Here is a 21,074-nt window from a genome sequence, read left to right as displayed (position 1 = left end):
ATCAGTGGTCTCCTGGGTTCCGGCCCGCGTGGCGCGCGAGCACGGCGTCGACGAAGGCATGCGCCGCGCCGACGTAGTAAGCGGGATCGAACAGGCGTTGCAGCGCCTCGGGCGACAGCTGCGCGCTCACGCGCGGGTCCGCCGCGAGCACGTCGTGCAGCGTGCGCCCGCTTTGCAGCGCTTCCCGCGACGCCTGTTCGACCAGATGATGCGCGTCCAGCCGGCCGATCGCATCGCCGAGCGCGAGCATCACGGCCTCGCCGAGCACGAGCCCGCGCGTCGCATCGAGATTCGCGGCCAGCCGCGCGGGATCGATTTCGAGGCCCGCGACGAGCTGCGCCACCTGCGCGAGCGCGCCGCCCGCGAGCCGTGCGAGTTCGGGCAGCGCATCCCATTCCGCCTGCCAGCCGCCGAGCGCGCGTTCGTGCTCCTGCACCATGCCGGCGAACACGGTCGCGACCAGCCCCGGCGCGCGCACGGCCGCCGTCAGCACGGCGGCGCAGCCGACCGGGTTGCGCTTGTGCGGCATCGTCGACGAACCGCCCTTGCCCGCCGCCGCCGGCTCGGCCAGTTCGCCGACCTCGGTCTGCATCTGCAGGGACACGTCGCGCGCGATCTTGCCGAGCGTGCCGATCAGCATGCCGAAGCAAGCCGCCGTCTCGGCGATGCGATCGCGCTGCGTGTGCCACGGCACGTCCGGGAGGTCGAGCCGCAGGTCGTCGGCCAAGCTGCGCGCGACCGGGCCCGCCTGCTCGCGCAGGCTCGCGAGCGTGCCGGCCGCGCCGCCGAATTGCAGCGCCAGCACGCGCGTGCGCAGCGCGGCGAGCCGTTCGCGATGACGCAGCAAGGCATCGAGCCATTGCGCGAACTTGAGGCCCAGCGTGATCGGCAAGGCCTGTTGCAGCCAGGTGCGGCCGATCATCGGCGTCGCGCGATGCGCGCGCGCCAGCGCCGCGAGCGAGGCGCAGGCCTCGCCCAGGAGCGGATCGAGCAGGTCGAACGTGTCGCGCAGCTGCAGCACGAGGCCGGTGTCGAGGATGTCCTGGCTCGTCGCGCCCCAATGCACGTATTTCGCCGCCTCGGCGTCGGCCTCCTTCACGCGCGCGGTCAGCTGCCGCACCAGAGGGATCGCGAGATTGCCGCCGAGCGCGGCGTCGCGCGCGAGCGCATCGGCATCGAGCCGGGCCGCGTCGCACGCGGCCTCGATCGGCGCGACCGCCGCGCGCGGAATCACCCGGTGCGCGGCCAGCGCGCGCGCGAGCGCCGCCTCGACGTCGAGCATGCGCTGCAGGGTCGTGCGCGGCGACCAGATCCGGTTAAGCGGCTCGGTGCCGCAGATCAGGGAGGTCAGGCGGGCGCTGTCTTCTAGCATGACGGAAACGAAAGGAGACGGAATCTGCATTGTGCCTCCGGACGCCGGGCTCCGCCCGGGCCCGGGCGCGTCAGCGGGTCGCGTCGATCAGGGGCACGCCGGTCAGTTCCTCGAGCGCGGCGAACGACAGGTCCGAGCAGATCTCGCGCACCGCGAGCCCGTCGCGCGTGACGTCGAGCACCGCGAGGTCGGTATAGATACGGCTCACGCAGCGCACGCCCGTCACCGGATACGAGCATGCCGCGACGATCTTGCTCTCGCCCTGCTTGGTCAGGTGCTCCATCATCACGAACACCTGCTTCGCGCCGATCGCGAGATCCATCGCGCCGCCGACGGCCGGGATCGCATCCGGCGCGCCCGTGTGCCAGTTCGCGAGGTCGCCGTGCGCCGAGACCTGGAACGCACCCAGCACGCAGTAGTCGAGATGGCCGCCGCGCATCATCGCGAACGAATCCGCGTGATGGAAGAACGCGCCGCCCGTCAACACCGTCACATGCTGCTTGCCGGCGTTGATCAGCTCGTCGTCCTCCTGCCCCGGCGCGGGCGCGGGGCCCATGCCGAGCACGCCGTTCTCGCTGTGCAGGAAAATCTCCTTGCCCGGATCGAGATGGTTCGCGACGAGCGTCGGCACGCCGATGCCCAGGTTCACGTACGCGCCTTCGGGAATGTCCTGCGCGACACGCTGCGCCATCTGGTCGCGGGTCAATCGTTGCATCGTGTTCTCCTCGCCGGCTCAGGCGGCATGCGCCGCGCGTTGCGCGGCCAGTTCGGCCGCATGCGCGGCCTGCGGCACCTCGACGACCCGCTTGACGAAGATGCCGGGCGTGACGACCTGTTCCGGATCGAGGCCGCCGAGCGGCACCACCGCCGACACCTGGGCGATGGTCGTCTTCGCGGCGCTCGCCATCACCGGGCCGAAGTTGCGCGCGGTCTTGCGATACACGAGGTTGCCCCAGCGGTCGCCCCGGTACGCCTTCACGAGCGCGAAATCGGCGTGGATCGGCGCTTCGAATACGTAGGGCTTGCCATCGATCACGCGGGTTTCCCGCCCCTCGGCGAGCTTCGTGCCGTAGCCGGTCGGCGAGAAGAAGCCGCCGATCCCCGCACCCGCCGCGCGGATCCGTTCCGCCAGGTTGCCCTGCGGCACCAGCTCCAGTTCGATCTCGCCCGCGCGGTACAGCGCATCGAACACCTGCGAATCGGTCTGGCGCGGGAACGAGCAGATGATCTTGCGCACCCGCTTCGCCTTCAGCAGCGCCGCGAGGCCCGTCTCGCCGTTGCCGGCGTTGTTGTTGACGATCGTCAGGTCGCGCGCGCCCTGCGCGATCAGCGCGTCGATCAGCTCGGCCGGCATGCCCGCCGTGCCGAAGCCGCCGATCATGATCGTCGCGCCGTCGTGCACGTCGGCCACCGCCGCCTGGAGAGACTCGAAAATCTTGTTGACCATGTGGGTTCCTGATACGCATCCGCGCACCGGCGCGCGGCTCGTCGAACGAACGCGCCGCGACGGGCGCACTCTCGAAATGTTCGATATTCGAACTCAGATTCGATTAGCGAACGTTGAGGCGATCATAGAGTCGCGTGCTCCGCCTTGTCAAGGCGGGCGGACCAGGTATCGTCGAACGGCAGGCCGACGTAGTTCTCCGCGAGCGATTGCGCGGCCGCGCGCGAGCGCGTCACGTAGCGCAGCTCGGCCAGCTTGAGCCGGTTGACGAACGGCGTGTCGTCCGCGCTCGGATGCAGCATGTTGGTCATGAAGTACGAGAAGTGCTCGGCCCGCCACACGCGGTCGAGACAGGTCGCCGTATAGGCGTCGAGCGCCGCCTCGTCGCCGTCGCGATAACGCGCCCCGAGCGCGCGCGCCAGCGCGCGCACGTCGGCCACCGCGAGATTCATGCCCTTCGCGCCGGTCGGCGGCACGATGTGCGCGGCGTCGCCCGCGAGGAACAGGCGTCCGTACTGCATCGTTTCCGACACGAAGCTGCGCATCGGCGTCACGCTCTTCTGCGTGATGCGCCCCTCGGCCGGCAGCCAGCCGCTGTCGTTGGCGAAGCGCGTGCGCAGCTCGTCCCAGATCCGCGCGTCGGGCCACGCGTCGAGCACCTCGTCGGGACGGCATTGCAGGTAAAGCCGCGTGACGCTCGGCGAGCGCATCGAGAACAGCGCGAAGCCGCGCGCATGATGCGCGTACACCAGCTCGTCGAGCGACGGCGGCGCGTCCGCGAGGATCCCGAGCCACGCATACGGATAGACCCGCTCGAAGGTTCGCAGCCGCTCGGCCGGGATGGTCTGGCGCGCGACGCCGTGGAAGCCGTCGCAGCCGGCGATGTAGTCGCAATCGAGCCGCATCGCGCGGCCCTGCGCATCGGTGAAGGTCACATGGGGATGCGCGTCCGTCACGTCGTGCAGCGCGACGTCCGTGACCTCGAAATGCATCGCGTGGCCGTGTTCTTCGCCCGCCGCGATCAGGTCGCGCACCACTTCGTGCTGGCTGTAGACGGTGATCGCGCGGCCGCCCGTCAGCGCGGCGAGGTCGATGCGGTGTCGCGCGCCGTCGAACAGCAGCTCGACGCCGCGGTGCACGAGCCCTTCGCGCCGCATCCGCGCACCGAGCCCCGCTTCGTTCAGCGTGTCGACCGTACCCTGCTCCAGCACGCCGGCGCGGATCCGGTTCTCGCAGTAGGTGCGCGAGCGGGCCTCGACCAGCACCGAATCGATGCCTTGCAGGTGCAGCAGATGGGAAAGCAGCAAGCCGGACGGACCGGCGCCGATGATGGCGACCTGGGTGCGCATGAGGTGTCTCCAACGTTGATTCGAATAGTCGAATCGATTGTCAGCGCTTTCCCGACTATGCGACAACGCGATTTAAGCGATAACTTGTATCTCGATTCCGAATAGTGGTCCGGCCATGCCCGAACTCGATCTGAACCTGATTCCCTACCTGGTGGCGCTCGACGAGGCCCGCAACGTGAGCCGCGCGGGCGAGCTGCTCGGCGTGAGCCAGCCGCGCGTGAGCAGCGCGCTCGGCAAGCTGCGCGCGTACTTCGGCGACCCGCTGTTCGTGCGCACCTCGCACGGCATGGAGCCGACGCCGCGCGCGCTCGCGCTGCTGCCCGCCGCGCGCGCCGCGCTCGCGCAGATCGAGCGCGGCGTGGTCGCGCCGCCGAGCTTCGATCCGGCGGCGAGCCGCGACACCTTCACGCTCGCGCTGTCGGACGTCGGCGAGATCGTGTTCCTGCCGCGCCTGCTGCAGGCGCTCGCGCAACAAGCGCCGCACGCGAACCTGCGCTCGGTGTCGCTGCCGCACGCGGAGGTCGAACGCGGCCTCGAAAGCGGCGACGTCGATCTCGCGGTCGGCTATTTCCCCGATCTCGACGGCGGCAATTTCTTCCAGCAGCGTCTGTTCACGCATCGGTTCATCTGCCTGATGCGACGCGGCCATCCGCTCGCCGCGCACGCGCTGACGCTCGAACAGTTCCTCGCCTGCGGCCACGCGGTGGTGCGCGCGGACGGCCGCAGCCAGGAGGTGCTCGAACGCCACCTCGCGAAAGCGCGGCTGCGCCGGCGCGCGGTGCTGGAGACGCCGCACTTCATGAGCCTGCCGTTCATCCTCGGGCGCACCGACCTGATCGCGACCGTGCCGCACGCGATCGGCTACGCCTACGCGGCCGAGCATGCGTCGATCATGCTGGTCGAGCCGCCGCTGGCGCTGCCGCGCTTCGATCTGCGCCAGCACTGGCACCGCAAGTTCCACAACGACGCGCGCGTCGGCTGGCTGCGCGGCGTGGTCGCCGGGCTGTTCAACGACGCGCTCGACGAATGGCCGAAATGACCGCCCACCGGGCGCGTGCGACGAAAGCATGAAACAATGCCCGATCGGCCGCGTGGCGCGGCCCGCTAGACAGGAGTTCAGGCATGGTCAAAGAGAAGGCGCCCCGCGCGGCGGCCGGCAAATCCCCCCGCAAGGCGTCGCGCGCGAGCGCCGTCCCCGCGCGGCCGAGCCGCGAGGAGGCCGAGGCGGCCGTACGCGTGCTGCTGCGCTGGGCCGGCGACGATCCCGCACGTGAAGGACTGCTCGATACGCCGGCGCGCGTCGTGCGCGCCTACGAGGAATTCTTCGCGGGCTACGCGCTCGAGCCGCGCGACATCCTCGCGCGCACCTTCAGCGAGGTCGACGGCTACGACGAAATGATCGTGCTGAAGGACATCCGCTTCGAGAGCTACTGCGAGCACCACATGGTGCCGATCATCGGGCGCGCGCACGTCGCCTACCTGCCGAATCACCGCGTGGTCGGCATCTCGAAGCTCGCGCGGCTCGTCGATGCGTTCGCGAAGCGCCTGCAGATCCAGGAAAAGATGACCGTGCAGATCGCCGACACGCTGTTCGACGTGCTGCAGCCGAAGGGCGTCGGCGTGATCCTCGAAGCGGCGCACCAGTGCATCTCGACGCGCGGCATCCACAAGCCCGGCGTCGAGATGGTCACGTCGCGGATGCTCGGCACGTTCCGCACCGATCCGGCCACGCGCCGCGAGTTCCTGTCGATCGTGTCCAACCCCTCGGCCGTCAACCTGACGAATACGTAAATGTCGTCCCGCACTATCCCGACGGGCGCGCCCGTCGTCCTCGTCACCGGCGCCGCGCGACGCGCCGGCCTCGCATTCGCGCGCCGCTTCGGCGCGCGCGGCTACCGCGTCGCGCTGCACTACGATCGTTCGGAACAGGCCGCGCGCCAAGCCGTCGACGCGCTCGGCGCGCAAGGCATCGAGGCCGTCGCGCTGCAGGCGGACCTCGCCCGGGCGGACGCGGTCACGGCGCTCGTCGATGCGGTCTATGCGCGCTTCGGGCGGCTCGACGTGCTGGTCAACAACGCGTCGGTGTTCTGGCAGGATCATTTCCCGAGCTTCGACCTCGCGGCGCTCGACGCCGCGTGGGCGGTCAACTGCCGCGCGCCGCTCCTGCTCACGCGCGCCTACCATGCGCGCGCGCAGGCGGCGGGCACGCAGGGCGTGGTGATCAACGTGGTCGACCAGAAGATCAAGGAGAACTTCCACCGCGACCACTTCAGCTACACGGTCGCGAAGGCGGCGCTCGGCAACCTGACGCAGATGCTCGCGCTGTCGGCGGCGCCGGTGCTGCGCGTGAACGCGGTGTTTCCGGGCCTGATGCTGCCGAGCGACGACCAGACCCAGGCCGATTTCGAGCATGCGAGCCGCGCCGCGACGCCGCTCGGGCGGATTGCCGGGCCCGACGATGTCGGCGATGCGATCCTGCTGCTGACGGAGCCCGCGTACAACGGCGTCGATTTCGTGGTCGATGCGGGCCAGAACCTGATCCGCGTCGACCAGGACGTGCTCTACAAGCATCGCTCGCCGGGCGGCCGGCGCTAGCCGGCGCGCCGCGCGGCATGCGCGGATCTTGCACCGCGACATGACAAGGCGGCCGGCGCGCGGCATCCCCGCCGCGCGCCGGCCGCCTCTCGGCGGGCCCGGCCCGCCCCTTCGATTCAGCCCTTGTCGACCGGGCCGCCGCCCTCGCGGATCTTGCCCTGCGCGACGTTGCTGCCCGGCGGCACGCTGTGCGTGAGCCACACGTTGCCGCCGATCACCGAGCCGCGCCCGATCGTCACGCGGCCGAGGATCGTCGCGCCCGCATAGATCACCACGTCGTCCTCGACGATCGGATGCCGCGCATTGCCCTTCACGAGCGCGCCGTCGCCGTCGGCCGGGAAGCTCTTCGCGCCGAGCGTGACCGCCTGGTAGACGCGCACCCGCTCGCCGATGATCGCCGTCTCGCCGATCACCACGCCGGTGCCGTGGTCGATGAAGAAGCTCGGGCCGATCCGCGCGCCCGGGTGGATGTCGATGCCGGTCGCCGAGTGCGCGATTTCATTGATGAAACGCGCGAGGAGCGGCACGCCGAGCAGATGCAGCGCATGTGCGAGCCGGTGATGCATCATCGCGAACACGCCCGGATAGCACAGCAGGATCTCGGTGACGTGCTGCGCGGCCGGATCGCCCGCGTAGGCGGCCTGGATGTCGCTCACGAGCAGCGCGCGGATGTCGGGCAGCTGCGTGCCGAATTCGCGCGCGATCTCGAACGCGCGCGTCTCCAGCTCGGCGCCCGGCGTATCCGCATGCTCGGGCAGGAACGGCAGCGCGCGGCGGATCTGCTCGGACAGGATGCGCAGGGTGCTTTCAAGCGTATGGCCGACGTAAAAATCGACGCTTTCGTCCGTCAGGTCCGGCGCGCCGTAGTGCGTCGGGAACAGCGAGGCGCGCAGGCCGTTGACGATCTTGCAGATCGCATCGCGCGACGGCAGCTCGCGGATGCCGAGCGGGTGACGCGTGCGATGCAGGGTCTCGCGCGATTCGCGCAATGCGGCCACGATCTGATCGAGGCCCCAGTTTCGAACAGCTGATTTCGGCATAGACAGGAACATACGGCCACACACGACGCACGGCCGCGGAAAAAAAGTGACGGGTCCGCAAGATTACCGCGTTTTTTCCGCGCGAGCGACGGTCGCGATTCGTCGTGCTAGATCGTGATGCTGCTCGCGTCGATCCATCGCACCGCCCAATCGCGCGCGTGGGCGATCGCGGCGTCTTCGTTGCTGAAGTGCAGGTCGGATGGAAAAAAACGATTGGCGACCAGCTCGCCGTCGCTCGATCGGGAGATCACCACATAAGGCTGGAACGAGCCGTCGCCGGCGCGCGCCGGCGTGCAGTTGAGCAGATAACCGCGATGCGTGAATGCCGTAGTCGTCATGTGCATGAGTCCGCCCACCTCTAGTCCCTTCACTTCTTCTTCACTACCCGTCCGTCAGGGGTGCTGCGGCGCCCGATGCGGGCCGGGACGCACGCCCGGCACGGGTTCGTGCGGCCTCGCTGGAAAGGAATCATACTCTGTAGAAATCGGGGCTTCTAGTTGAAATAAATCCTCCCGAACCCGAAGGTCCCGGCGCGGCCGCGGCGGCCGCCCGCTCGCCTTTTCCCGTGGTCCCCGGAACGGGTCTTGCTGTGATCCGGGCTGCTCCCGCCGCCAGGAAGAACACCATGTCCGCGCCCCTGCCGCATCCGCGCAGCGTCGAACTGGACAACGACGCCACCCACGACAGCACCGTCGACACCGACGGCAAGCAGCGCGACGCCGCGCGCCTCGCGAACGGCACGCTGCCGCCCGACCAGATCGCCACCAGCAACGCCTCGCTCGACAACGCCATGCCCGAAACGCCCGACGGCTTCGCCGGCTACGACAGCCGGATCGGCGGCAATCATCCGCAATGCGCGCCGCGCGCCGGCTACATGGTGATCGACAAAGGCTTCGCGGCCGAACCGCGCGGCCGCTTCGATCCCGACGCGTGGGTCCGGCCCCGCGGGCGCGCGCACTGCCCGGTCCGGCCCGTGCGCGCCGAACGCGTGTTCGAGTTCGCGCCGATCCCGCGCTGACGCCGGCGCGCCCCCTTGCGGGGCGATTCGAAACCCTGGGTTTCGACACCTGATCATGCGGGCGGCTTGTTCGCGCGCCGCTGCATCGCGACAATCGGCGGTCATTCTCCGTTTCGGAATCCAGCATGAAGATCCTGATCGTCGGCGCCTCCGGCACGCTGGGCAGCGCCATCGTCAACGAACTGAAACCCCGCCACGAGATCGTCGCGGCCGGCCGCTCGCACGGCGACGTGCGGGTCGACCTCAAGGACATCGACAGCGTGCAGCGCATGTACCACGCGGTCGGACCGGTCGACGCCGTGATCGCCGCGACCGGCTCGGTGCACTTCGGCCCGCTCGGCGAGACCGCCAGCGCGCAGTTCGCGGTCGGGCTCGCGGACAAGCTGCTCGGCCAGGTCAACCTGGTGCTCGCCGGCCAGCACCTGCTGAACGCGGGCGGTTCGTTCACGCTGACGAGCGGCGTCATCGGCGATGCGCCGTTCCGGGGCGGCTCGAACGCGGCCGCCGTCAACGGCGCGCTCGCGGGCTTCGTGCGCAACGCCGCGGTCGAGCTGCCGCGCGGACTGCGAATCAACCTGGTGAGCCCGACCGTGTTCGAGGAATCGCTCGATGCGTACGGCGCGCTGTTCCGCGGCCACGAGGCGATTCCGGTCGGCCGCGCCGCGCTCGCGTACAGCCGCAGCGCGGAAGGCGCGGAAACGGGCCGGCTGTTCCGCGTCGGGTACTGACGCGCGGCGCGGCGTCAGCCGCCCGCCAGCCCCTGCGTGTTCACATAGAGCGCGTACAGGCCGTGGCTCGCCGCCATGAACAGACGATTGCGATGACGGCCGCCGAAGCAGACATTCGCGCAGCGCTCCGGCAGCGCGATATGGCCGAGCGCCGCGCCGTCGGGCGCGAACACGCGCACCCCGTCGAGTTCGTCGCTGCCCATGCCCCAGCCGCACCACAGATTGCCGTGCACGTCGACGCGAAAGCCGTCCGGCGTGCCCGCGCCGGCGTCGATCAGGCCGCGCCCGTCGCGCACCGCGCGGCCGTCGTCCGTCACCGCGTAAGCGCGGATCGTGCGCGGCCGCGCGCGCGACTCGACCACGTACAAGGTGGTCTCGTCCGGCGAGAACGCGAGCCCGTTCGGGCCGCGCGCATCGTCGAGCACCATCGTGACCGCGCCGTCGCGCGGATCGATCCGGTAGACCCGCTCAGGCATCTCGGCAGCCTGGCGCTCGCCTTCATAGAAACTCTCGATGCCGAACGATGGATCCGTGAACCAGATCGATCCGTCGGATTTGACGACCACGTCGTTCGGCGAATTGAAGCGTCGGCCCTCGAAGCGATCCGCCAGCACGGTCACCGTGCCGTCGTACTCGGTGCGCGTCACGCGCCGCGTCAGGTGCTCGCAGGTCACGAGGCGGCCCATCCGGTCGCGCGTGTTGCCGTTCGCGTTGTCCGACGGCTGCCGGAACACGCTCACCGCGCCGCTCGGCTCGTCCCAGCGCAGGATCCGGTTGTTCGGGATGTCGCTCCACAGCAGGAAACGCCCATCGCCGAACCACACCGGCCCCTCGGACCAGCGCGCGCCCTGGTACAGGCATTCGACCGAGGCGGCCGCGTGGCGCAGCGCCTCGAAACGCGGATCGAGGATCCGGATGGCCGGATCGGGATAGCGGCGGCTGGGTTCGTTCATCGCACTCACTCCGTGGCAAGGGGCCGGCGCGGGTAGGTCGCGCGCCGATCGCCCGTCATGGTAGCAAGCCCGCCCGCCGATCGCCGCGCCCTTGATCTGGCTCGCTGCGCGCGCGGCCGCAATCAGTTACCCTGCCCGGGAACCGCCCACCTACCCGGCCGGCGCGGTCGCCGGCACCTTGTCCATCCCATCACGGAGACATCATGTACAAGCGCATCCTGGTTGCAGTCGACGGCAGCGACACCGCGCGGCACGCGTTCGAGGCGGCGCTCGCGCTCGCCAAGTCCGCGGGCGCCGAGCTGCAGCCGCACTACATCGTCGAAAACGCCTCGATCTACTACAACGTGCCGGGCTACGACCCGTCCGTGCTGCGCACCCAGCTGATCGCGCAAGGCCGCGATCTCGCGGAGACGTTCACCGCGCAGATGCGCGCGGCCGGCGTGAAGGGCGAGATGAAGGTCGACGAGGCGACGTCGCTCGCGGACGTATCCTCGCTGATCCTCGACGCCGTGAAGGCATTCGAGGCCGACCTGCTCGTGCTCGGCACGCATGGCCGCCGCGGCTTCAAGCGGCTCGTGCTCGGCAGCGTCGCCGAGCAATGCGTGCGGCAGGCCGCGCTGCCCGTCCTGCTGATTCCGTCGGCCGCGCATCCGGACGCTCAGGAAAGCTGAACAAGCGTTCGCGCCGCGCGTCCCTGACGCGCGGCAAGCAAGCCGGGCATCGCATCGCGGCGTTTTGTCGCTGAACGGCCCCGGCTTGCGGTGGGACAATGGTTTCGTCGAATTCAAGCCCGAGTCCACCACCATCATGCTCACGCCCCTCGCCGCCCGCTCCCCCGTTTCCATCCATGCCGCCGGCAGCTGGGCGCCGCGGCAGGCCACGCACTGCTCGACCTGCTCGATGCGGCATCTGTGCATGCCGCAGGGCCTCGCGCCCGATGCGCTGACGCGCCTCGAAGCGGTGATCTGCGCGGCGCGCCCGGTGCGGCGCGGCGAAGCGCTGTTCCGCGAGGGCGATGCATTCGACAATCTCTACGCGGTGCGCTCCGGTTCGCTGAAGACGGTCGCGACGCGCCATGACGGCCGCGAGCAGGTCACCGGCCTGCATCTCGCCGGCGAGGCGCTCGGCCTCGACGGCATCTGCGAAGACGCGCATCCGCGCACCGCCGTCGCGCTCGAGGACAGCTCCGTCTGCGTGATCCCGTACAGCGCGCTCAAGTCGCTCTGCTCGGAGGCCGGCACGATGCAGCTGCGCATGCACAAGCTGATGAGCGAACAGATCGTGCGCGAGACCTCGCAGACGATGCTGCTCGGCTCGCTGAACGCGGAGGAGCGCGTCGCGGCCTTCCTGCTCGACATCTCGTCGCGCTACCTGAAGCGCGGCTACTCCGCGACCGAGTTCAACCTGCGCATGACGCGCGAGGATATCGGCAGCTACCTCGGCATGACACTCGAAACGGTCAGCCGCACGCTGTCGAAGTTCCAGAAGCGCGGCCTGATCGAGATGCAGGGGCGCATGGTGCGGATCGTCGATTTCGAGGGCCTGCATCACCTGTGATGCGCGCCGCGCGGCACGCCCGCCGCGCCCCCGTCAATCGAGAAACTGCGCGGCGCGCGCCTTGAGCGCAGCGCCGAAATCGTCGAGCCAGCCGATCGACAGGCGCCAGCTCTGCCAGTACAGCTCGATGTCGACCGTGCGCCCGGCCGACAGGTCGACCAGTTCCCCCGCCGCAAATTGCCGCTCGGTCATGCGATCCGGGCACATGCCCCAGCCCAGGCCCGTCTCGCAGGCGCGCAGATAACCCGCCACGTGCGGAATCCAGTGCCGGGGCGGATCCAGTTCCGCGCGCGTCACGCGCCGCATGAAACGCCTCTGCAAACCGTCCTTCGGATTGAACATCACGCACGGCGCGCGTTGCAGCGCATCGCGCGTCACGCCATCGGCGAAATAGCGCGCGTGAAACGCGGGCGAACAGACCGCGCGATAGCGGATCCGGCCGAGCCGGGTCGAGCGGCAGCCCTGGATCGGCTCCGCCTGCGCGGTCACCGCGCCCTGCACGCTGCCGTCGCGAATCCGCTCCGCCGTGTAGTCCTGGTCGTCGATCACGAGATCGAGCAGCGTGCCGCTCTCCGTGCAGAACGGCCCCATCGCGTCGATGAACCAGGTCGCGACGCTGTCGTCGTTGACCGCGACCCGCAAGCTCGGCCAGCGGCCGGCGAGCGCGCCGGGCAGCGCGGGCATGCGGCCGGACAACTCGGCCTCCAGCATCTGCACCCGTTCCGTGTGACGGCACAGCAGCGCGCCCGAAGGCGTCGCGACGCAGGGTTGGCCTCGCTTCACGAGCACGCTGCCCACGCGCTCCTCGAGCAGCTTCACGCGCTGCGACACCGCGGACGGCGATACATTCAGCTCCCTCGCCGCCCGTTCGAACGAACCCTGGCGGATCACGGCGGCCAGCGCATCGAGCAAGGCATAGTCCAGCATTAGATTTCCTTAATCAGCATTAGGCAATTTAGCTTCTCTTATTCTGCCGGAAAACGCAGACTAGGCGCCTGAGTGTCGTTTTCCCCGTCTTCTTCCCCCGGAACATCATGAACTGGATCGCCTTTTCCCACGGCGCGGCGCTGTGCGGCTCGCTCATCGTCACCATCGGCGCGCAGAACGCCTTCGTGCTGCGGCAGGGCATCATGCGTGCGCACGTCGGCAAGATCGTGCTGCTGTGCGCGCTGTCGGACATGATCCTGATCGGCGCGGGCGTCGGCGGCGCGGCGGTGCTGGTCGAGCGTTACCCGACCTTCATCCATGCGGTGCTGTACGTCGGCCTCGCCTATCTCGCGTGGTTCGGCCTCAATGCATTGCGCCGCGCGCTGCGGCCAAATCACGCGACGCTCGACATGAACGGCGCACCCCAGGCCGCGCCGCAAGGCGCGCTGCCGGTGGTCATGATGACGCTCGCGTTCACCTGGCTCAATCCGCACGTGTATCTCGACACCTTCCTGCTGATCGGCACGGCCGGCGCGCGCGAACCGGAAGGCGCGCGGCTCGCGTTCGCGATCGGCGCGATGGCGGTCAGCCTGGTCTGGTTCACCGGGCTCGGCTATGGCGCGCGGCTGCTCGCGCCGCTGTTCCGCCGCGCCGGCGCGTGGCGCGTGCTCGACGGCGCGATCGGCGGCATGGTGCTGTTCCTCGCGGCCGTGCAGCTGCGGTGAGGAGCACATGCGCGCGGCCGTGCGCCGCGTCGCCGCGAGGCAGTGGATCGGCGCAGCATGCACAGAACCGCGCGCGCGACTGAGCCGCATTGCACGCGACATGCCGCGTTCGCTCCGCAACTGATCGCGCGCCACCCGTCCGCACCGCCCATCGCTCACGTCAATGCGCCGGCTCGGCCCGAGCCGCCCCTTCCGCGCGGCCGTTGATCCGATACAGGTACTGCGCGAGCGTATCGACCTGCTCGGCCGGCAGCGGCGCACCGTAGGCCACCCGCATCTTGTTGTTGATCGCCGTCCATTCCCGCAGCGTCAGCGGCGGCTGGCGCATCACCATGCCGGCCGAATGACAGATCAGGCATTGCCCGTTGGCGATCTCCGCGCCGGGCCCGGGCGGAAACACCTCACGGCTCACCGGCAGGCTCACATCCACGACCGAGAACGCCACGGCGCGCGCAGGCTCGCGCCGCGCGCCGACACGCCCGTCCGGCAGCCACGCGCGGAACGCGACCACGCCCGCGACGCCCGCCACGCCCACGATCAGCAGCCAACACAGTGCTCGATGCTTCATGCCGGTCTCCCCGATCAGATCACGTGCAGCGCAACGGATTCGACACCGTTGCGCATGAAACCCGAACCGTTCCAGTTCGATTGCAGCGGCTGCGCGACGCCCGCCGTATTGGTCGCCCGCACCATCAGCACGAGCGGCCCCGCCGCGGGCGGCGTGAGCGCGAGCCGCCAGCGACGGAAGCTGTACCGCCCGTAGTCGCGGTCGAGCGATGCATCGAGCCAAGTCCGCCCGCCGTCGGGCGACACCCGCACGCCCGCGACACCGCAGTCGCCCCCGAACGCGATGCCGCGCACCTCGGCCGACGCGCCGCGCGCGAGCCGCGCACCATCGGGCGGATTCGTGATGAACGAGCGCGGCACCATCCGGTTGATCGGGACCATCCGCACGCCGGTCTGCCCGGGCCGGACGTTCGCGCCCGGCGTATCGGGAATCAGGTAGGCGCGCGCGGTCCAGTAGTTGTCGTCGGGCCGGTCCAGCACCTCGATGTCGCTCAGCATCTTGACCCAGTAGGTCGCATACCAGCCGGGCACCACGAGCCGCAGCGGAAAACCGTTCAGCAGCGGCAGCGGTTCGCCGTTCATCAGGTACGCGATGACGGCCTCGCCGTCCAGCGCATGCTCGATCGCGAGCGACTTCTTGAACGCCGGCGTGTCCGGCATGATCGGCGTCTCCAGGCCGTTCATCCGCACCCGCAGCGCGCCCGCGCGCACTCCGGCCCGTTCGAGCACGTCCTTGAGGCGCACGCCCGTCCAGCGCGCGTTGCCCATCGCGCCATGCGCCCACTGCGCGCCCGGCACGCGCGGCGCGTAGTAGCCGCGCGAATTGCCCGAGCACTGGTTGACCGCCGCCACCTCGACCGGCTCGAAGTCGCGCACGAGCGTGTCGAGCGTCAGCGTGAGCGGCCGCTCGACATGTCCGTGCACGGCCAGCCGGAACGCCGCCGGGTCGATCCGGGTCGGGATGTTGGCCATGTGCCAGCGCACGTAGAACGCGTCGTTCGGCGTGAACAGGTGTCGATCGAACACCTCGAACGGCGTCTCCAGCAGCGGCGGACGCGTGCGCTGCAGGATCAGCGCGCCCTTCTGCGGGAAGTCCGTGGCGACCGCGCGGCGGCCGTTGCCGAACGGCAGCTCGACCATGCGCCCGACCGCGCCCCACGCATCGGCGCCCGCCGCGCCGGCGAGGCCGAGCCCGAGGGCGCGGGTCAGGAATCCACGCCGGTCGGCATGGGAGAACAACGGAGAACGACGCTTCGGCATCACGGCTCCTGGTGGTTGTTCATGCAACGATCCGGCCGATCGTCACGCGCTCGCGAACAAGCGCGACACGGCCTCCGCTTCTTCCTGCAATTCTCGCACCGAGCGCGCGATGCACGCGCGCGCGAACGCATCGAGTGCGAGGTCCGCCACACGGCGATAGCCGCCGCCCTCGCAGATCACCGGCACGCCGAACATGAGCCCGGGCGGCACGCCATGACTGCCGTCGGACGGTATGCTCATCGACACCCAGCGCCCATCGCTGCCGTGCAGCCAGTCGCGCATCTGATCGAGCGCCGCGTTCGCGGCCGAGGCCGCCGACGATGCGCCGCGCGCCTCGATCACCGCCGTGCCGCGCGCGGCGACGCACGGGATGAAGTGTTCGCGATACCAGCGCTCGTCGTCGATCAGGTCTTTCACGAACGCATCGCCGATGCGCGCGTAACGATAGTCGGCGAACATCGTCGGCGAATGATTGCCCCAGACGATCAGATGCTCGATCGCGTCGACCGGCGCGTCGCACCGCCGCGCGAGCATCGACGCCGCGCGGTTGTGGTCGAGCCGGATCATCGCGCTGATCGCGTCGTCCGGCAGATCGGGCGCGCAGCGGCGCACGATCGCCGCATTCGTGTTCGCCGGATTGCCGACCACCAGCACCTTCGCGTCGCGCCGCGCGACCGCGTTCAGCGCCTCGCCCTGCGCGCGGAAGATCGCCGCGTTCGCGTCGAGCAGGTCGCGCCGCTCCATGCCGCGCCCTCTCGGCTTCGCGCCGATCAGGAACGCGCAATCCGCGGCGCGGAACGCGGCGCGCGGATCGCTCGTCGCTTCCATGTGACGCAGCAGCGGGAACGCGCAGTCTTCCAGCTCCATCATGACGCCCTGCAGCGCCGCGCTTGCCTGCGGCAGGTCGAGCAGTTGCAGGACGACCGGCTGCCCGGGACCGTAGAGATCGCCGCGCGCGATCCGGAACAACAGCGAATAGGCGATCTGCCCGGCCGCGCCCGTGACGGCGACGTGTTTCGCGGGAACCTGAGGTGCATGCATCTTGAACTCCTGGGTCGGTGAGCCGGGCGCGCGACGCGATCGCGGCCGGGCGGTAGGAAACGGTGGGGAGCGGATGAAGGCGCGCGGCCGGTTCACGCCTGCGCGGCGGCGGGGGCATTCAGGCACGGCGCCTGGAACAGTCGCCCTTGCAGCACGCCGCGCAGCGTCCGGGTGGCGACGAGGCTCCAGAAGCCGAACAGCAGCGCGGCGAACACGGTGCCGAGCACGGCGAACGCGGTCAGCCCGGTGGCCCGATACAGGCCGAGCGTGGCGGCCGTATAGACGCCGAGCGGGAACGTGAAGCCCCACCAGCCGAGGTTGAACGACATGCCCTCCTTGCGGTAGCGCAGCGTGAACAGCGCGGCGATCGCGAACCACCAGACGCCCGCGCTCCAGAGCAGCAGCGCGCAGACGAGCCCGAGCGAATCCGCGAGCGCGCCGAGCGGGGCGAACGCGCTGCCCTGGAACACGACGGGCGCGACCTTGCCGAGCGCGAGGATGCCCAGCGCGCCGGTGCCGATCGGGCCGAGCGTGAGCCAGCTCGACGGCGCGAGATCGCGATGCGGCAGCTTGTGGACGACGAGACGGAAGAACACGAGGGTCAGCACCGCGAACGCCAGCGACAGAGAAATCGCCCACATCGCATAGCTGACGCCGACCACGCCGCGCGCGAAGGCGGCCGGCAGGTGCGGCGCGATCACGGCGCCGCTCGACGCCGCCACTTCCGGCGCGACGAGCGGCAGCAGCAGCACCGCGCTCACGCGCTCGAACGCATGGCTCTGGGCCGTGAACATCAGGTACGGCACGAGCACCGCCACGGCGACGGCGAGCGCCGCATCGAGGCACCACAGCGCGGCCGCGACGTCGTAGGCCACCGGGCCGACGCGCGGCGCGGCGAACAGCACGCAGCCGTTGATGATCGGCACGAGGCCCATCGGGATCGCGCCGAGGAACATCGACTGCAACGGGTGATGCAGCATCGGCCGAATCGTCTCCGGGTGGCGCAGCAGGCGCGCGAGCAGCATCGCCGCGCACAGCGCGTACAGCACGACGTTGACGGACCACAGCGTCGCGGCCAGCGCCTGCTGGCCGGGAAAGCGGAACGGCAGCGCGGCCAGCACCAGCGACACGATGCCGTTGCCCATCGTCATCGCGAACCAATTGGGGGTGAACTGCCTGATCTTGTCGCTCAGCGACTGGGCGGGCGCGCACGGCGCACTTGATACGGGATCGAACATCGCGGCCTCCATCGGCTATCGGCTATCCATGAAGGACACGATAGCGCCGCGCTTGACATATTAAAAATACATAAACAACATACGATCCATATCTTTTCTATATGGATCGTCCGCGCCATGAACTTCACGCACCTCGCCGCCTTCCTCGCCGTGGCGGAGGCGGGCAGCGTCACGGGCGCGTCGGCGCGCCTGCATGTCAGCCAGCCGGCGCTCACGCGCGAGATCCGCGAGCTGGAGGAACGCCTTGGCGTCACGCTGTTCGACCGGCGGCCGCGCGGCATGAGCCCCACCGAAGCAGGCCGCCTGCTCGCGCACTACGCGGCGCGGATCTTCTCGCTGTCGGATGAGGCCGAGGCGATGCTCGATGAATTCTCGGGGCTGGTGCGCGGCCACCTGAAGCTCGCGGCAAGCCGGACCATCGGCAGCTATCTGCTGCCGGCCGCGCTCGATGCGTTCTGCCGGCAGTATCCCGGGATCACGGTCGACGTCGAGGAGATGAACACGGAGCACGTCGAGGCCGCGCTGCTGACCTACGACCGCCAGCTCGGCTTCGTCGAAGGGCCGTTCGACGCCGAGGCGTTCGATTCGACCCGGCTCGGCCGCGACACGCTGATGCCGGTCGCGGCCCCCGCCCATCCGCTCGCGCGCAAGCGCAGGATCACTGTCGACGAACTCGCCCGCCATGATGTGCTGTCGCGTGAGCCGGGCTCGGGTACGCGCAACGCGGTCGAGGCCGCGTTCGCGCGGCACGGGCTCACGTTCTCGCCGCGTCTGTCGGTGGGCAGCGCGGAGGCGATGAATCGCCTGCTGGTGCGCGGCGGTGCATTTGCGTGGGTGTCGCGGCTCACGGTCGAGCGGGAACTGCAGACGGGCGCGCTCGTGCCGCTGCCGGTCGCGGACCTGACGATCGAGCGTGACCTCACGGTCATCTGGCGGCGTGACAGCGCGCTCACACCGGGCGCGCGGATTTTTCGCGATCTGCTTGTCGCTGAACAGGTCGCGGCGGGTTGAGCGCGCGCGTCATGCGTAAAAGGTTGGGCTAGATCAAATAGGCGGCGTCAGATTGGCTGGCGCAGTTCGGCCACTTTGAGGCGTTCAACAACCCGGGCTGGATGGTTGACAATCGATCACCATCAACCACGTGGGGTGCTCATGAACACTGATTGGCGAAGCTTGCGCAAAACTATGTATTCGGCCGATCGGCCGCCGGAGTGGCCTGATGGTGTGCGCGCCATATCCATTGATGGGACGTCATTCATTGGGGTCGACACGGAAACTGGCGAATTGTATTGGGACGGCAAGAAAGTAGTTACTCAGAAGCTAGTCACTTTGGGTCATTTGAACGCGCTCTTGCCATCTTGGCAGCAGTAGGCACCTTCGGCGTGTTCATTCTCGAATTGGGTCGGTCGGATGGTTGAAAGGCTGACGCGTGGCACGCAGCCGATCACAGACTCGTGCGATTCAGGTTACGTATGCTTCTTGCATGAAACGGCGCGCGGCCCCAAGCGGTCAATTTTGCTTACCACCCGATAGCGGTAAGTTAATGCCCATGTGCTGCAGTGCGCCAGTTCGTGAAAGCGAATAAAAGAACCCACCCAATAGACATATGCCCGCTCTGTCCTTAAGCTGTAGCGTTAGTACCGGAGGCGCGCACATAATTGGTCCAAGACCTTGACCGAGCGCAACGGTGGCAGAGGTGTAATACTGATTTCATGAAATATTAATGTTGTGGTTTTTTACACAGCATAGTTCACGGGCTGCGTAAGGCTGTAACTTGGACCGGACAACACGATGAAAATCAACTATGCACACTTGCGCGAGCGATCCACCTCAGGTGGTTGGATCGATTTTGCTGTTTTTGAGGCCCGCTCAACCAGCGGAACCGATTCTGCCAATTCAGATGTACTCGCGCGGTTGACAGCTAAGGCAAGAGCCGCGGGTCAGAAAATTGACCAATCCGCACTGGCTTTCCAAGAGGCCGGACGGATCAAGTTCTTTGGCGACAGGAAGCTGGTCGAATATCTCTCTAAAGCGGGTGTGCCTCGCTGGACTCATACGATCAATGACTAGTGATGCGTGCTACTTCTGGGGGAGGGGTTGCGATGTCGCGAAAATCACCGGCTCTTGAGCGGGAACTGGTCCTCGCGAAGGATCATCGACGAAAGTACGGTGTGCGGCTCACGTTTCAAGTTCGGCGCGCAGCTTACATTGGAGAGCTTGAGAGAGTTACGCTGCTTCTGCCTGATGGATCAGTGGCAACCATTCAGCCCGACGATGCATTCGACTTCGAAGTTGAAGGTGGCAAGTCCTACGACCTGACGGTTGAAGGTTTTCCCACTGCAAGCTACGCGGAGGCGGCGGGAATGCAGATGGCGCAAGCGCTGTTGCTGTGTGCGGTCAGCTTGGATTTCGGTCTGCGCCTTAGCTACATGTCTCATGAGCCGCCGACGGTCTTTGATAGAACACTTTCCGCAGGCATGTTCGGTTTTGCCACTGGGTACACCAGCTGGCCGCAAGACGTGGTGCTTTCTGAACTCTGGACGGCGATTAAGACGCCACTGCGGAATCGAAGGCTATTGCTATCGGTAGAGCTCTTTGCATCAGCCGCATTGGAGTCAAACGACCGTGCCCGGTTTGTGATGACCGTATCGGCACTCGAGCCGCTTGCAGTCCAGGATACTCTTGGGTCCGAGGTGTCGGACGTCGTTGATTCGCTAGCTATTGAGCTTTCTACGAACGCAAGCATCCCGGAAGATCTCAAGGATTCTCTGAAAGGAAGGTTGCTTCAACTGAAGCGTGAATCGGTACGACAAGCTTTGAAAAGGCATTGCCGCCGATGGTTCCCCGACGATCTAAACGCTTGGAAGAGTCTCGATCACGCGTACGGTTTGAGAAGTGAATTGCTGCACGAGGGGAGACCATCTGACCTTGACATTCTTCTTGCAGAGCAAACGAGGACAGTCTCAAACTACCTGCGGGCTATCTACGAAAAAGAGTTCGGATTGTCGTTTCGCGCACCAGTAGCATGATCCGTCTGATGAGAGACTGCGCGACAACCGTGCCCTGCTCTACGTATCAGGTCGATCGACGCGGACGTCTTATCGGCGGGCTTCGCCCACCTACTGTCCGCCACTCATCTCCGACGTTAATGGGCTGCTTTCTCCAGGTCCCAAAGGCAGTTTTGGGTCGAGGCTGTGTGGAAACACGTAACTCAGCGTCGGCGGGAGCAGATCCCGTGCCGCATTTTCGCAGCCTTCAGG

At 68.1% G+C, this 21,074-nt stretch carries 23 protein-coding genes; 11 read left to right on the top strand and 12 right to left on the bottom strand.

Going from position 1 to position 21,074, the window contains the following annotated elements:
• Nucleotide 1: 1 nt before the first annotated feature.
• From AC1RQF_RS28650 to pobA, 4 genes are all read right to left on the bottom strand, one after another.
• Nucleotides 2-1,372: a 3-carboxy-cis,cis-muconate cycloisomerase gene (locus AC1RQF_RS28650; RefSeq protein WP_492873477.1), complete on the bottom strand. Its 1,371-nt coding sequence runs from the start codon at nt 1,370-1,372 to the stop codon at nt 2-4.
• 70 nt (nt 1,373-1,442) lie between these two features.
• Nucleotides 1,443-2,087: a CoA transferase subunit B gene (locus tag AC1RQF_RS28645; RefSeq protein WP_273997059.1), complete on the bottom strand. Its 645-nt coding sequence runs from the start codon at nt 2,085-2,087 to the stop codon at nt 1,443-1,445.
• Nucleotides 2,088-2,105: 18 nt separating this feature from the next.
• Complete coding sequence (locus AC1RQF_RS28640; RefSeq protein ID WP_492873476.1) at nt 2,106-2,819, bottom strand: 3-oxoacid CoA-transferase subunit A; 714 nt, start codon at nt 2,817-2,819, stop codon at nt 2,106-2,108.
• A gap of 122 nt (nt 2,820-2,941) precedes the next feature.
• The gene (gene pobA / locus AC1RQF_RS28635) at nt 2,942-4,165 is read right to left on the bottom strand and encodes a 4-hydroxybenzoate 3-monooxygenase (protein ID WP_492873475.1); all 1,224 of its coding nucleotides are present in this window, start codon (nt 4,163-4,165) and stop codon (nt 2,942-2,944) included.
• Between the two features lie 115 nt (nt 4,166-4,280).
• Between pobA and AC1RQF_RS28630 the strand changes: the two genes are divergently transcribed.
• The 3 genes from AC1RQF_RS28630 (at nt 4,281) to AC1RQF_RS28620 (ending at nt 6,760) form a co-directional block, all read left to right on the top strand.
• On the top strand, nt 4,281-5,204 hold the full coding sequence (locus tag AC1RQF_RS28630) for a LysR family transcriptional regulator (protein ID WP_273997062.1): 924 nt from the start codon (nt 4,281-4,283) through the stop codon (nt 5,202-5,204).
• 83 nt (nt 5,205-5,287) lie between these two features.
• Nucleotides 5,288-5,956, top strand: a complete 669-nt coding sequence (gene folE / locus AC1RQF_RS28625; protein ID WP_273997063.1) for a GTP cyclohydrolase I FolE — start codon at nt 5,288-5,290, stop codon at nt 5,954-5,956.
• Nucleotides 5,957-6,760 carry an SDR family oxidoreductase gene (locus AC1RQF_RS28620; protein ID WP_492873474.1) on the top strand — a complete coding sequence of 268 codons (804 nt, stop codon included), beginning with the start codon at nt 5,957-5,959 and terminating at the stop codon, nt 6,758-6,760.
• Nucleotides 6,761-6,876: 116 nt separating this feature from the next.
• Here the strand turns inward: AC1RQF_RS28620 and epsC are convergent, their stop codons facing one another.
• Nucleotides 6,877-7,800 (bottom strand): serine O-acetyltransferase EpsC, encoded by a 924-nt coding sequence (gene epsC / locus AC1RQF_RS28615; protein WP_273997065.1) that lies wholly within the window; start codon nt 7,798-7,800, stop codon nt 6,877-6,879.
• A gap of 107 nt (nt 7,801-7,907) precedes the next feature.
• Nucleotides 7,908-8,144 (bottom strand): HlyU family transcriptional regulator, encoded by a 237-nt coding sequence (locus AC1RQF_RS28610; RefSeq protein ID WP_252984314.1) that lies wholly within the window; start codon nt 8,142-8,144, stop codon nt 7,908-7,910.
• A 281-nt stretch (nt 8,145-8,425) separates the two neighbouring features.
• Between AC1RQF_RS28610 and AC1RQF_RS28605 the strand changes: the two genes are divergently transcribed.
• Both AC1RQF_RS28605 and AC1RQF_RS28600 read left to right on the top strand, forming a co-directional pair.
• Nucleotides 8,426-8,818, top strand: coding sequence for a DUF3005 domain-containing protein (locus AC1RQF_RS28605; protein WP_273997066.1), 393 nt, complete (start codon nt 8,426-8,428; stop codon nt 8,816-8,818).
• A gap of 125 nt (nt 8,819-8,943) precedes the next feature.
• Complete coding sequence (locus AC1RQF_RS28600; protein WP_273997067.1) at nt 8,944-9,546, top strand: short chain dehydrogenase; 603 nt, start codon at nt 8,944-8,946, stop codon at nt 9,544-9,546.
• Between the two features lie 14 nt (nt 9,547-9,560).
• Here the strand turns inward: AC1RQF_RS28600 and AC1RQF_RS28595 are convergent, their stop codons facing one another.
• Complete coding sequence (locus tag AC1RQF_RS28595) at nt 9,561-10,499, bottom strand: SMP-30/gluconolactonase/LRE family protein (protein ID WP_273997068.1); 939 nt, start codon at nt 10,497-10,499, stop codon at nt 9,561-9,563.
• A 203-nt stretch (nt 10,500-10,702) separates the two neighbouring features.
• Here AC1RQF_RS28595 and AC1RQF_RS28590 point away from each other — a divergent pair, with 203 nt between their 5' ends.
• Together AC1RQF_RS28590 and fnr are read left to right on the top strand one after the other, a co-directional pair.
• Nucleotides 10,703-11,170, top strand: a complete 468-nt coding sequence (locus AC1RQF_RS28590; protein ID WP_273997069.1) for a universal stress protein — start codon at nt 10,703-10,705, stop codon at nt 11,168-11,170.
• Between the two features lie 136 nt (nt 11,171-11,306).
• Nucleotides 11,307-12,056, top strand: a complete 750-nt coding sequence (gene fnr, locus AC1RQF_RS28585; RefSeq protein ID WP_273998272.1) for a fumarate/nitrate reduction transcriptional regulator Fnr — start codon at nt 11,307-11,309, stop codon at nt 12,054-12,056.
• A gap of 33 nt (nt 12,057-12,089) precedes the next feature.
• Here fnr and AC1RQF_RS28580 read toward each other — a convergent pair whose 3' ends face one another.
• Nucleotides 12,090-12,983 carry a LysR family transcriptional regulator ArgP gene (locus tag AC1RQF_RS28580; RefSeq protein ID WP_273997070.1) on the bottom strand — a complete coding sequence of 298 codons (894 nt, stop codon included), beginning with the start codon at nt 12,981-12,983 and terminating at the stop codon, nt 12,090-12,092.
• Nucleotides 12,984-13,090: 107 nt separating this feature from the next.
• Between AC1RQF_RS28580 and AC1RQF_RS28575 the strand changes: the two genes are divergently transcribed.
• Nucleotides 13,091-13,708, top strand: coding sequence for a LysE/ArgO family amino acid transporter (locus tag AC1RQF_RS28575; RefSeq protein WP_273997071.1), 618 nt, complete (start codon nt 13,091-13,093; stop codon nt 13,706-13,708).
• Between the two features lie 160 nt (nt 13,709-13,868).
• Here AC1RQF_RS28575 and AC1RQF_RS28570 read toward each other — a convergent pair whose 3' ends face one another.
• The 4 genes from AC1RQF_RS28570 to AC1RQF_RS28555 all read right to left on the bottom strand — a co-directional run bounded on the left by AC1RQF_RS28570 (nt 13,869) and on the right by AC1RQF_RS28555 (nt 17,814).
• Nucleotides 13,869-14,276, bottom strand: coding sequence for a c-type cytochrome (locus AC1RQF_RS28570; protein WP_273997072.1), 408 nt, complete (start codon nt 14,274-14,276; stop codon nt 13,869-13,871).
• A 14-nt stretch (nt 14,277-14,290) separates the two neighbouring features.
• Nucleotides 14,291-15,535 (bottom strand): molybdopterin-dependent oxidoreductase, encoded by a 1,245-nt coding sequence (locus AC1RQF_RS28565; protein ID WP_492873473.1) that lies wholly within the window; start codon nt 15,533-15,535, stop codon nt 14,291-14,293.
• A gap of 42 nt (nt 15,536-15,577) precedes the next feature.
• The gene (locus tag AC1RQF_RS28560; RefSeq protein WP_492873472.1) at nt 15,578-16,576 is read right to left on the bottom strand and encodes a malate dehydrogenase; all 999 of its coding nucleotides are present in this window, start codon (nt 16,574-16,576) and stop codon (nt 15,578-15,580) included.
• Nucleotides 16,577-16,668: 92 nt separating this feature from the next.
• Complete coding sequence (locus AC1RQF_RS28555; RefSeq protein ID WP_492873471.1) at nt 16,669-17,814, bottom strand: TDT family transporter; 1,146 nt, start codon at nt 17,812-17,814, stop codon at nt 16,669-16,671.
• A gap of 117 nt (nt 17,815-17,931) precedes the next feature.
• On the opposite strand from AC1RQF_RS28555, the gene AC1RQF_RS28550 reads away from it, so the two are divergent.
• The 3 genes from AC1RQF_RS28550 (at nt 17,932) to AC1RQF_RS28540 (ending at nt 20,843) form a co-directional block, all read left to right on the top strand.
• Nucleotides 17,932-18,825, top strand: a complete 894-nt coding sequence (locus tag AC1RQF_RS28550; RefSeq protein WP_492873470.1) for a LysR family transcriptional regulator — start codon at nt 17,932-17,934, stop codon at nt 18,823-18,825.
• A 780-nt stretch (nt 18,826-19,605) separates the two neighbouring features.
• Complete coding sequence (locus tag AC1RQF_RS28545; RefSeq protein WP_492873469.1) at nt 19,606-19,884, top strand: hypothetical protein; 279 nt, start codon at nt 19,606-19,608, stop codon at nt 19,882-19,884.
• A 2-nt stretch (nt 19,885-19,886) separates the two neighbouring features.
• Nucleotides 19,887-20,843 (top strand): hypothetical protein, encoded by a 957-nt coding sequence (locus AC1RQF_RS28540; RefSeq protein WP_492873468.1) that lies wholly within the window; start codon nt 19,887-19,889, stop codon nt 20,841-20,843.
• Nucleotides 20,844-21,074: the final 231 nt, after the last annotated feature.

It is taken from the genome of Burkholderia sp. GW821-FHT14F03 (assembly GCF_058803765.1).
The sequence above is the reverse complement of the archived record's forward strand: the minus strand, read 5'-3'. Positions and strand labels throughout refer to the sequence as shown.